The sequence below is a fragment of the Pseudomonas sp. R3-18-08 genome, from assembly GCF_003852065.1.
In the GTDB taxonomy this organism is placed as follows: Bacteria; Pseudomonadota; Gammaproteobacteria; order Pseudomonadales; family Pseudomonadaceae; genus Aquipseudomonas.
The window spans coordinates 895892-907903 of the sequence record NZ_CP027729.1 but is presented as its reverse complement, the minus strand read 5'-3'; the positions used below and the strand labels follow the sequence as shown (position 1 = coordinate 907903).

Sequence of the window (12012 nt, the reverse complement as noted above, 5' to 3'; positions counted from 1 at the left end):
TGACGCGGAGCGTCACGGGCTGCAATCCCACGCAGGAGCGTGGGAACGATCTTTGAATGTGAAATTTCAGTTTTTAACTGAAAAATTAATCCTTTAAAATCAGCGAGTTATTTTAAGTTTGATAAGAGGGGGCTTGCTCCCGATAGCGGTGGATCAGTGACAGATGTACTGACTGACACACCGCCATCGGGGGCAAGCCCCCTCCCACATTTAACTGCAGCGCGGTTTAGATCGCGCCACGCTGACGCAACAACTCCAGTACCTGCTTGACGCTCTCTTCCAGCGACAACGCCTGGGTGTCGATCACAAGATCAGCATTCAACGGCACGTCATACGGGAAGGATTCACCGGGGATGTTATCCCCACCCGCCGCGTACAGCCCTTGGGGATCACGCTCGGCACACACCTGCGGCGACGCCTGCACGTATACCGTGAGCAAACGGTCGCTGCCGATCAGCACCTTGGCCTGTTCGCGGCCTTCGGCATCCGGGGCGACGAACGCGGCCAGGGTCAGCAGGCCGGCTTCGTTGAACTGGCGCGCCACGTGAGCGGCACGGCGCCAGTTCTCGGTACGCCCGGCGCGGTCCTGCGGCAGACCTTTGTTGAGGTCGTGACGCAAGTTCTGGCCATCCAGCACAAACACCGCACGCCCCATGTCGAACAGCCTGCGCTCGACCGCATACGCCAAGGTGCTCTTGCCGGCGCCGGACAGGCCGCTGAACAGCACGGTGGCCGGTTGCTGGCCGAAACGCAGGGCGCGTTCTTCGGTGGCGACATGGGCCAACTTGCCATGCTGAGCCGCGCTGCCATGGCTGACTGGCGGTGCGATGATCATGCCGGCGGCCACGGTGCCATTGGTCAAGCGGTCGATGACGATAAACGCGCCAGTGGTGCGGTTGCTGTCGTAACCGTCCAACGCAATAGCCGCGTCAAGGCTGACCTTGACCCGGCCAATCTCGTTCAACTGCAGCGAACTCGCCGGGCCTTCGGCCAGGGTGTTCACGTCCACGCGGTGCACAATGCTGGTGATGGAGCCCGGCACATAGCTGGTGGCGCGCTTGATGTCGTACTTCTTGCCCGGCAGCATCGGTTCTTCGGCCATCCACACCAGCATGGCGTCGAAGGCGTCCGTCACTTGCGGCACGTTGTCGGCATGCACCAGCAGGTCGCCACGGGAGATGTCGATCTCGTCTTCCATGGTCAGGGTCACGGCCTGGCCTGGGCCCGCCTGTTCCAGCTCGCCCTCGAAGGTGACGATGGATTTGACGCGGCTGCTCTTGCCCGACGGCAGCACCACGACGTCGTCGCCCTTGTGCACGATGCCGCTGGCCAGGGTGCCGGCAAAACCTCGGAAGTTCAGGTTCGGACGGTTGACGTACTGCACCGGGAAACGCAGGTCGGTGTAGTTGCGGTCGTTGGCGATCTCGACGGTCTCGAGAATCTCCATCAGCGACTGCCCGGTGTACCACGGCGAACGCTCGCTCCTGTTCACCACGTTGTCGCCCTTGAGCGCCGACATCGGCACGAAGGCCAGGGTGCTCGGCTTGAACGCGATACCGTCGGCAAACTTCAGGTAATCGGCCTTGATCGACTCGAATACGCTCTGGTCAAAACCATTGATGTCCATCTTGTTGACGGCCACCACAATGTGTTTGATGCCCAGCAACGAGGCGATGAAGCTGTGGCGACGGGTCTGGGTCTGCACGCCGTAGCGCGCGTCGATCAGGATAATCGCCAGGTCACAGGTGGACGCACCGGTGGCCATGTTGCGGGTGTACTGCTCATGGCCTGGGGTATCAGCAATGATGAACTTGCGCTTGGCGGTGGAGAAGTAGCGGTAGGCGACATCAATGGTGATGCCCTGCTCACGCTCGGCCTGCAGGCCGTCGACGAGCAGCGCCAGGTCGATGTCGTCACCGGTGGTGCCGGACTTCTTCGAATCGCGGGTGATGGCTTCCAAGTGATCTTCGTAGATCATCTTGGAGTCGTGCAGCAGTCGCCCGATCAGGGTGCTCTTGCCGTCATCGACGTTGCCGCAGGTCAGGAAGCGCAACATTTCCTTGCGCTCGTGCTGGGCCAGGTAGGCGAGGATGTCCTCGCTGATCAAATCAGATACGTGCGACATGACAACCCCTTAGAAATAACCCTGACGTTTTTTATCTTCCATGGAGCCGGCGCCATCGTGGTCGATGACCCGGCCCTGGCGCTCGGAAGTTCGCGTCAGGAGCATTTCCTGAATGATGTCCGTCAGCGTTTCGGCTTCGGACTCCACCGCGCCCGTCAACGGGTAGCAGCCAAGGGTGCGGAAACGGACTTTCTTTTTGACGATACGGGCTTTGTCTTCGTCCGAGAGGTGCTCGAGGATGCGGTCGTCGTCGATCATGATCAACGTGCCGTTCTTCTCGATCACGTCGCGTTCGGCGGCGAAGTACAGCGGCACGATCGGGATGCCTTCCAGGTAGATGTACTGCCAGATGTCCAGCTCGGTCCAGTTGGACAGCGGGAATACCCGGATCGATTCGCCCTTGTTGACGTTGCCGTTATAGACGTTCCACAGCTCCGGGCGCTGGTTTTTCGGGTCCCAGCGGTGCTTGCTGTCGCGGAATGAGTACACGCGTTCTTTGGCGCGGGATTTCTCTTCATCGCGACGGGCGCCGCCGAAGGCTGCGTCGAAACCATGCTTGTCCAGGGCCTGCTTGAGGCCTTCGGTCTTCATGATGTCGGTGTGCTTGGCGCTGCCGTGGGTAAACGGGTTGATGTTCTGCGCCACGCCATCGGGGTTGATGTGGGTGATCAGGTCCAAGCCCAGTTCCTCGACCATTTTGTCGCGGAACTTGTACATCTCCTGGAATTTCCAGCGGGTGTCGACGTGCATCACCGGAAACGGCAATTTGCCCGGGAAGAAGGCCTTGCGGGCCAGATGCAGCATCACGGCGGAGTCTTTACCGATCGAGTAGAGCATCACCGGGTTATCGAACTCGGCGGCGACCTCGCGGATAATGTGGATGCTTTCCGCCTCCAGCTGTTTCAGATGCGTCAGTTTGTCGACCATGGCTACTCACGGAAAAACGATCGTGTGGACGGCCAGCGGGCCGTGTTCGAGCGGGGCATGCTAGCACAGCACCTGCTTCTATTCAGGGCGCCAACTAGATCGAAACGGTATATGAATATACCCCCAAGTTTGGCCTGAAACTCGGTCAAGCCCCCTCCCACATTTGCCTCGGCTGTATGGCTTAGATCGGGTTCGGGCAATCGATGAAGATATGCTCCAAGGCAAAGCGTCGTGCCAGGTAATCCCCCAACGCCTGCACGCCATAGCGCTCGGTGGCGTGATGGCCGGCGGCGATGAAACTGATGTCGTTTTCCCGCGCGCTGTGGAAGGTCTGCTCCGAGGCTTCGCCGCTCAGGTACAAGTCGACACCGGCAGCCACTGCTTGGTCGATATATCCCTGGCCGCCCCCGGTGCACCAGCCGACGCGGCGGATCATTTCACTGCCTTCGATCAGCAGCGGCTCTCGGCCCATCACGTCCTGCACGCGACGGGCAAAGTCGCGCGGCGACAGCGGCTCGGCGAGCGAGCCGACCAGGCCGACGACCTTGGGGTTGCCTGGGTCGAGCGGGCCTTCGACGGTGATGTCCAGTTGCTTGGCAAGCTGCACGTTGTTGCCGACATCGGGGTGCAGATCCAGTGGCAGGTGGTAGGCCAGCAGGCTGATGTCATGCTTGAGCAAGGTTTTCAGGCGACGCTGCTTCATGCCGGTGATGCAGGGGTTTTCACCCTTCCAGAAATACCCGTGGTGCACCAGGATCAGGTCGGCCCGCGCTTCGACGGCGGCGTCCAGCAAGGCTTGGCTGGCGGTGACGCCGCTGACGATGCGCATCACCTGCGGCCGGCCCTCCACTTGCAGGCCGTTGGGGCAATAATCGGCGATTTTCAAGCTGCCAAGGTAGCGGTCCGCTTCCTCGACGAGGGTGGTAAGGGGGACGGCCATAAAAGACTCCTAAATATCCCGTTCGCTGGCGTCGCAGCCTCGTATAATGCGCGTCATTATGGGCGCTCCCGCGCCCCCTGCAACCTGTCAGGACTTACTTGATGCTCAAGGCGCTGCGTTTTTTTGGATGGCCATTGCTGGCCGGCGTGCTGATCGCGATGCTGATCATTCAGCGTTATCCACAGTGGGTTGGCCTGCCCAGCCTTGATGTGAACCTGCAACAGGCCCCGCAAACCAGCACCGTGGTGCAAGGCCCGGTGACCTATGCGGACGCCGTGACCATCGCCGCCCCTGCGGTGGTCAACCTGTACACCACCAAGGTCATCAACAAACCGGCGCATCCGTTGTTCGAAGACCCGCAGTTTCGCCGCTACTTCGGTGACAACGGGCCCAAGCAACGCCGCATGGAGTCGAGCCTCGGTTCCGGGGTGATCATGAGCCCCGAAGGCTACATCCTCACCAACAATCACGTGACCACCGGCGCCGACCAAATCGTGGTGGCCCTGCGTGATGGCCGCGAGACCCTGGCTCGCGTCGTGGGCAGCGATCCGGAAACCGATCTTGCGGTACTGAAAATCGACCTGACGAACCTGCCCTCGATCACCCTCGGCCGCTCCGATGGCCTGCGCGTAGGCGACGTCGCGCTGGCCATCGGCAACCCGTTCGGCGTTGGCCAGACGGTGACCATGGGCATCATCAGCGCCACCGGGCGTAACCAGTTGGGACTTAACAGCTACGAAGACTTCATCCAGACCGACGCGGCGATCAACCCCGGCAACTCCGGCGGCGCGCTGGTGGATGCCAATGGCAACCTCACGGGTATCAACACGGCGATTTTCTCCAAGTCCGGCGGCTCCCAGGGCATCGGTTTTGCGATCCCGGTGAAGCTGGCGATGGAGGTGATGAAGTCAATCATCGAGCACGGCCAGGTGATTCGTGGCTGGCTGGGCATTGAAGTGCAACCCTTGACCAAGGAACTGGCCGAGTCGTTCGGCCTGACCGGGCGGCCTGGCATCGTGGTCGCGGGGATCTTCCGCGACGGCCCGGCGCAGAAAGCCGGCCTGCAATTGGGCGATGTGATCCTCAGCATCGACGGCGCTCCGGCCGGTGATGGCCGCAAGTCGATGAATCAGGTGGCAAGGATCAAGCCGACCGATAAGGTGGCGATCCAGGTGATGCGCAATGGCAAGGAAATCAAGCTGTCGGCGGAAATCGGCCTGCGCCCACCACCGGCCACGGCACCTGTGAAAGAAGAGGAATAAGCAGCATCGGCCAGGTGCCCGCTCAAGGGCACCTGCAAGATGATATTACATAACAATTAATCTCATCAGACATGTTATATTGTTTCAATACCGACATTGGAACGCTCTATCATGCCGTCTCGAAAGTTTGCGCCCCTGGCCGGCCTGGCCCTGGGCTTGCTGCTCGACCCCGCCTACGCCGAAGAAAACACCCTGGAACTGGACACCATCAGCGTCACCACCGACGCTTATGAGTCGGCGACCAGCCCGGTACAGGGCTACCGCGCCACTCGCTCCGCCAGTGCCACCAAGACCGACACCGCCCTGCGCGACATCCCGCAATCGATCAGCGTGATTCCCGCCACGGTGCTCAAGGACCTGGGCAGTACCAGCGTGGAACGCGCTTTAGAGTTTGCGGGCGGCGTCTCCAAACAGAACAACTTCGGCGGCCTGACCCTTTACGAATACAGCGTGCGCGGCTTCACCACCTCGGAGTTCTATCAGGATGGCTTCAGTGCCAACCGGGGCTACCCGAGCACGCCGGATGCCGCGAATATCGAACGCATCGAAGTACTCAAGGGGCCTGCCGCCAGTTTGTATGGGCGTGGCGATCCGGGCGGCACGGTAAATATCGTCACCAAGAAGCCCCAGCCGGAAGCCTTCACGACCCTGCAAACCAGCGCCGGCAGTTGGGACCGCTATCGCACAGCCCTCGACGTCAACACACCGCTGGACGCCGAGGGCAATGTGCTGTCACGGGTCAATCTGGCAGTGGAAGACAACCACAGCTTCCGTGATCACGTCGAAAGTAAGCGCGTGTTCGTCGCGCCTTCGTTCAGCTGGCAGCTGAACCCGGACACCAGCCTGCTGGTGGAAAGCGAATTCGTGCGCCACAGCTCGACCTTCGATCGCGGCATCGTCGACGCCCATGGGGTATCACGCTCCACCTTCCTCGGCGAACCCAACGACGGCGACATCGACAACCACAACAATCGCATCCAGGCCACCCTGGAACATCACCTCAACGACGCCTGGAAACTGCGCCTGGCCAGCCACTACAAACAGGGCAGCCTGTGGGGCGACGCGTCGGAAAACCGTGCACTGAATGCAGACGGCCACACCCTCAACCGCCGCTACCGCGAGCGCTCCATGGGTTGGCACGACAGCATCACCCAGCTGGAACTGCGCGGCCTGATTGATATCGGCAGTTGGCAGCACGAACTGCTGGTGGGCACCGAATACGAGGACTATCGCAAGCAGGAACGCGTGACCGCTACCGACGGCAGCTACCCCATCGACCTCTACAACCCGGTCTACGGCCAGCCCAAACCCAACGGCAAACGCTCCGGCACCGACTTCTTTGAGCAAACCAAAAGCCACGCATTGAATCTGCAAGACCAGATCATCTTCACCGACCGCCTGCGCGGCATGATTGGCACGCGCTTTGAGCATTTCGAACAAACGGTCGACGACTTCACCCGTAACGCCCCACCCAGCCGGCAAACCCACGACGCACTCACCCAGCGCGCCGGCCTGCTTTACCAGCTCACGCCCGAAATCGGCGTGTTCGCCAACGCTTCGACCTCGTTCAAACCCAACAGTGGCCTGGACGCCACTGGCAAAACCTTCAAACCCGAAGAAGGGGTGGGTTATGAAGTTGGAATCAAGACCGAGCTGTTCGACGACCGCCTCAGCGCCACCCTCGCCGCCTTTCATATCGAAAAGGAAAACGTGCTGACCCTGGACCCGTCGACCAACACCAACCGCGCCATGGGCAAGGCGCGCAGCCAGGGGTTCGATCTGCAACTGACCGGGCAAGTCACCGACGCCATCCGCGTGATCGGCGCTTTCGCCTACATCGACGCCGAAGTGACCAAGGGGGATAACACCATTCCAGCGGGCAGCCGCATCCTCGGCGTGGCCAAGCGCAGCGGCAGTCTGTTGGGCGTGTATGAATTCCAGGACGGCGCGTTACGCGGTTCCGACCTGGGGGCGGCGTTTACCTATGTCGGTGATCGCTCCGGTGAAGCGGGCACAGGCTTCGAACTGCCCGCCTACCACACCGTCGATCTGCTCGCGCATTACAAGGCGACGGAAAATGTCACCGTGGGCCTGAACCTCAACAACCTGTTCGATGAGCACTATTACGAACGGTCCTACAGCAGCTACTGGGTCAACCCCGGTGAACCCCGCAACCTCACACTCAGCCTGACCCTCAATCTCTAAGCAAACGCCATACTAAATGTGGGAGGGGGCTTGCTCCCGATAGCGGTGTATCAATCAGCAATACTGAGACTGACACCCTGCTATCGGGAGCAAGCCCCCTCCCACATTTGGTTATTCGCACGGCTTAATTACAGTGAAACAGGCGCCCGTTCACACAAGGTATTGAGCGCCGCAGCCCATTGCGGGTCATCATTCAGGCAGGGCACCAACACCAACTCCTCGCCCCCCGCTTCACGGAACTGCTCCAGCCCGCGATCACCGATTTCCTCCAGGGTCTCGATGCAATCGGCGACAAACGCCGGGCACATCACCAGCAGCTTTTTCACGCCTTGTTGCGCCAAGGCTTCAAGACGCGCCTCGGTGTAGGGTTCGATCCACTTGGCGCGACCCAGGCGGGACTGGAACGCCACCGACCACTTGCCGTCCGGCAACCCCAGCCGCGCGGCCACATCCCGGGCCACGCTGAAACACTGCGCGCGATAGCAGGTGGCAAGCACCTCAGGCGACGCGTTCCTGCAGCAGTCAGCGTCTTTGAAGCAATGCTGGCCCGTGGGGTCGAGCTTGGTCAGGTGACGCTCAGGCAAGCCGTGGAAACTCAACAGCAGGTGGTCGTAATCCTGTTCTACATACGGCCGCACACTCGCCGCCAAGGCATCGAGGTACTCAGGCTGATCGTAGAACGGCTGCAGGATCGAGAATTGCACCTTGAGTTTCTTGTCGCGCACCACGCGCCTGGCTTCCTCGATCACCGTGGTCACGGTGCTGTCGGCAAACTGCGGGTACAGCGGCGCCAGGGTCACTTTCTGGATGCCCTGGGCGGCCAGGCGTGTCAGCACCGTTTCAAGCGAAGGCTCGCCATAACGCATCGCCAGCTCCACCGGGCCCTGGGTCCATTGCGTGGTCATCTGCTGCTGCAGGCGACGACTGAGGACCACCAGCGGCGAGCCCTCCTCCCACCAGATGGACGCATAGGCATGCGCCGACTGCTCGGGGCGCTTGATCAGGATCAGCGACACCAGCAGGCGGCGCACCGGCCACGGCAGGTCGATCACATAAGGGTCCATCAGGAACTGATTGAGGTAGCTGCGCACATCGGCCACCGAAGTGGATTTTGGCGAGCCCAGGTTGACCAGTAACAACGCGTGATCCGTCATGCAACATCCTATCTCTAGAGGCGGCTGGACAAGTCGTCCAGGGCCGCATGCAACTCAGTGAACTGGAAAGTGAAACCCGCCGCCAGCAGCCGCTCAGGCAGGGCCTTTTGCCCGCCCAGCAACAAGCCCGACAACTCACCCAAGCCGACCTTCAATGCAAAGGCCGGCATCGGCATGAACGCCGGGCGGTGCAGCACCTGGCCCAACGTCTGGGCAAATTCGCGATTACGCACCGGGTGTGGCGCGCAGGCATTATAAGGACCGCTGGCGTCAGCCTTGTGCAGAAGAAAATCAATCAGGGCGATTTGATCCTGGATATGCACCCACGGCATCCATTGCCGACCATTGCCGATCGGCCCGCCCAGCGCCAGTTTGAACGGCAGCAGCAGGCGCGACAAAAAGCCGCCCTCGGCCGCCAGCACCAGGCCGGTACGCACCAGCACCACGCGAATACCCAGGGCCTCGGCCCGCACGGCGGTTTCTTCCCAGGCGATACACAACTGGCTGGGGAAATCGTCCTGCACCGGGCCGCACGCTTCAGTCAGTTCGCGCTCGCCGCCGTCGCCATACCAACCCACCGCAGACCCGGAGATCAGCACCGCCGGTTTTTGCTCGAGGCCTTCCAGCCATGCCAGCAGGCTTTCGGTCAGGCTGATGCGGCTGTTCCACAGCAAAGCCTTGCGTTTGTGGGTCCAGGGACGGTCGGCGATGGGCGCACCGGCGAGGTTGACCACCGCATCGACGCCGCCGATCACGTCCTGCAGGCGCCCGACAGCCGCCACTTGCGCGCCGCAGACCCGCGCAACGGCATCGGGTTTGCGGCTCAACACGGTCAAGCGATGGCCCTGGGCAAGCCAGTGCCGGCACAGTTGACGGCCGATCAAACCGGTACCGCCGGTCAGCAAAATATGCATGGGACGCTCCTCATGTAACGTTCGCCGCCGCTCACTGGTCTATTTTATAAGCAGGGATCAATTTAATAATCGAGCGTGGCGGCCATTCAGCCCTTAGCTTAACCATAGGTCACGCCACACAATCAGGCACGCCAAAACTTATACTAAAAAACAATATTGTACAGCTATTGGTGTCGGCGTAGTCTGTACCCAACGGTAAAACGAGGCCTCCCATGACTGTCCCCATTGCGATCATCGGTACCGGCATTGCCGGTCTCTCCGCCGCCCGAGCGTTACGAGACGCGGGGCACGTTGTACAACTCTTCGATAAAAGCCGCGGCAGCGGCGGCCGTATGTCCAGCAAGCGCAGCGATGCCGGTGCCCTGGACATGGGCGCACAGTACTTCACCGCACGCGATCGGCGCTTCGTCAACGAAGTGCAGCGCTGGCAAAGCCATGGCTGGGCGCAACAGTGGAAACCCCAGCTGTACAACTTCAAGTCCGGCCAACTGACGCCCTCCCCCGACGAACAGATCCGCTGGGTCGGTACACCGCGCATGAGCGCCATTACCCGCGCCCTGCTCGATGATCTGGCGGTGGAATTCGGTTGCCGCATCACCGAGGTGTTCCAGGGCACCCAGCACTGGAACCTGCTCGACGCCGATGGCGGCCATCACGGCCCGTTCAGCCATGTGATCATCGCCACGCCGGCGCCCCAGGCTACCACCCTGCTGGCCGCCGCACCGAAACTGGCGAGCGTCGTGGCCGGGGTGAAAATGGACCCGACCTGGGCCATCGCCCTGGCCTTCGATACGCCTCTGGATACGCCAATGGAAGGCTGCTTCGTGCAGGACAGCGCCCTCGACTGGCTGGCGCGCAACCGCAGCAAACCGGGGCGTGACGTTACCGTCGACACCTGGGTGCTGCATGCCACCAGCACCTGGAGCAAGGCGCACCTGGACCTGCCCAAAGAGGCCGTGATCGAACACTTGCACGGCGCCTTCGCCGAGTTGCTGCATTGCACCATGCCCGCGCCCTCATTCAGCCTGGCGCACCGCTGGCTCTACGCCCGACCGTCCAGCAGTCATGAATTCGGCGTGCTGGCCGATGCCGACCTGGGCCTGTTCGTCTGCGGCGACTGGTGTTTGTCGGGGCGTGTCGAAGGCGCCTGGCTCAGCGGCCAGGAGGCGGCACGACGGTTGATCGAGCACCTGCAATGAATCGCATCAACCCGGCCAAATTGCTATTGTCGAAATGGACAGCCACCTTGCCGAAAAACAAGGAAAAACACTTCCTCGTCACCGAGCTGTTTCGTGACGAGGAAGGCACTGTGCTGGAGATCGAGCTGCAGGCGGTGATGACCCGACGAACCGAGCGCGTTGGCTGGCAAACATTGCAGAATACGGATAGCTGGAAAATGGGATGGCAGTAAGCCCTGCGAAAAAACCTGTACAAAATAATTGACTTGTACAAGATCAAATCTATGATGAGATTAGTTGTACAGTAATTTGCACCTGTACAGGAATTTCACAGAGGTTTGCCCATGCCCCATTCCGTGAAACCCAAGATCGGCATCAGCGCCTGCCTGCTGGGCGAGAACGTGCGTTTCAACGGCGGGCATAAACAATCCCTATTGTGCAGCCAGACCCTGGTCGACTACTTCGACTACGTGCCGCTGTGCCCTGAAGTCGCAATCGGCCTGGGCATCCCCCGCGAAACCATTCGCCTGGTCGGCGACGCGGACAATCCCCACGCCGTGGGCACCGTCCACCGCGAACTCAACGTGACCCAGCCACTGGATGAATACGGGCAGGCGATGGCGCGTGAACACACCGACCTGTGCGGCTACATCTTTATGCAGAAATCGCCGTCCTGTGGCCTGGAGCGGGTCAAGGTTTACCGTGAGAACGGCGCACCGGTGGATGGCGGGGGGCGCGGTATCTACGCCCAGGCCTTCTGCGCGCGCCATCCCAACTTGCCGGTGGAAGAAGATGGCCGTCTGAATGACCCGGTATTGCGAGAAAATTTCCTCACCCGCGTGTTCGTCTACGCCAGCTGGCAGCAACTGCTCGCCGATGGCCTGACGCGTCATCGCCTGCTGGCCTTTCACTCGCGCTACAAATACTTGCTGATGGCCCACAGCCCGGCGCACTACAAAAGCCTCGGCCAGTTGCTCGGCACCATGGGCAAGGATGACAACCTCGACGAGTTGGCCACCTGCTACTTCTGCGAACTGATGACGGGCCTTAAGAGGTGCGCCACCCGCGGTACCCACACCAATGTGCTGCAACACATCAGCGGCTACCTCAAGGCGTCGATCAGCGCCGACGACAAGCAGGAAATGCAAACCATCATCGGCCAATACCGCCAAGGCATCGTGCCTCTGGTGGTACCGCTTACCCTGCTCAAGCATCACTTTCGTCAACACCCGGACCGCTACATTGCGCAGCAGGCCTACCTGCAACCGCACCCGGAAAATCTCAGCCTGCGTAATGCGATCTAAGCC

At 61.0% G+C, this 12012-nt stretch carries 10 protein-coding genes; 5 read left to right on the top strand and 5 right to left on the bottom strand.

The features are described 5' to 3' along the window. Positions 1-226 precede the first annotated feature (226 nt). The 3 genes from cysN to C4J92_RS04025 all read right to left on the bottom strand — a co-directional run bounded on the left by cysN (position 227) and on the right by C4J92_RS04025 (position 3992). Complete coding sequence (cysN, locus tag C4J92_RS04035; RefSeq protein WP_124403038.1) at positions 227-2125, bottom strand: sulfate adenylyltransferase subunit CysN; 1899 nt, start codon at positions 2123-2125, stop codon at positions 227-229. Positions 2126-2134: 9 nt separating this feature from the next. After that, entirely contained in the window at positions 2135-3052 is a 918-nt protein-coding gene (gene cysD / locus C4J92_RS04030) for a sulfate adenylyltransferase subunit CysD (RefSeq protein ID WP_003171640.1), read from the bottom strand. A gap of 181 nt (positions 3053-3233) precedes the next feature. Beyond that, positions 3234-3992 carry a Nif3-like dinuclear metal center hexameric protein gene (locus C4J92_RS04025; RefSeq protein ID WP_124365767.1) on the bottom strand — a complete coding sequence of 253 codons (759 nt, stop codon included), beginning with the start codon at positions 3990-3992 and terminating at the stop codon, positions 3234-3236. Between the two features lie 101 nt (positions 3993-4093). Between C4J92_RS04025 and algW the strand changes: the two genes are divergently transcribed. Both algW and C4J92_RS04015 read left to right on the top strand, forming a co-directional pair. Then, positions 4094-5254, top strand: a complete 1161-nt coding sequence (gene algW, locus C4J92_RS04020) for a Do family serine endopeptidase AlgW (protein WP_124361218.1) — start codon at positions 4094-4096, stop codon at positions 5252-5254. Positions 5255-5365: 111 nt separating this feature from the next. Further along, the gene (locus C4J92_RS04015) at positions 5366-7459 is read left to right on the top strand and encodes a TonB-dependent siderophore receptor (RefSeq protein WP_124403037.1); all 2094 of its coding nucleotides are present in this window, start codon (positions 5366-5368) and stop codon (positions 7457-7459) included. A 128-nt stretch (positions 7460-7587) separates the two neighbouring features. Here C4J92_RS04015 and hemH read toward each other — a convergent pair whose 3' ends face one another. Next, positions 7588-8613, bottom strand: a complete 1026-nt coding sequence (hemH, locus tag C4J92_RS04010; protein WP_124403036.1) for a ferrochelatase — start codon at positions 8611-8613, stop codon at positions 7588-7590. 14 nt (positions 8614-8627) lie between these two features. Beyond that, the gene (locus C4J92_RS04005; protein ID WP_124403035.1) at positions 8628-9527 is read right to left on the bottom strand and encodes a TIGR01777 family oxidoreductase; all 900 of its coding nucleotides are present in this window, start codon (positions 9525-9527) and stop codon (positions 8628-8630) included. Between the two features lie 212 nt (positions 9528-9739). Between C4J92_RS04005 and C4J92_RS04000 the strand changes: the two genes are divergently transcribed. From C4J92_RS04000 to C4J92_RS03990, 3 genes are all read left to right on the top strand, one after another. Continuing rightward, positions 9740-10726: an NAD(P)/FAD-dependent oxidoreductase gene (locus C4J92_RS04000; protein WP_124403034.1), complete on the top strand. Its 987-nt coding sequence runs from the start codon at positions 9740-9742 to the stop codon at positions 10724-10726. Continuing rightward, positions 10723-10938, top strand: coding sequence for a TIGR02450 family Trp-rich protein (locus tag C4J92_RS03995; protein ID WP_124365762.1), 216 nt, complete (start codon positions 10723-10725; stop codon positions 10936-10938). Before C4J92_RS04000 ends, C4J92_RS03995 begins: the two co-directional genes overlap by 4 nt. Before the next feature lie 111 nt (positions 10939-11049). Next, a complete protein-coding gene (locus tag C4J92_RS03990; RefSeq protein WP_124403033.1) occupies positions 11050-12009 on the top strand; it encodes a DUF523 and DUF1722 domain-containing protein in 960 nt (319 codons plus the stop codon). Positions 12010-12012 lie beyond the last annotated feature (3 nt).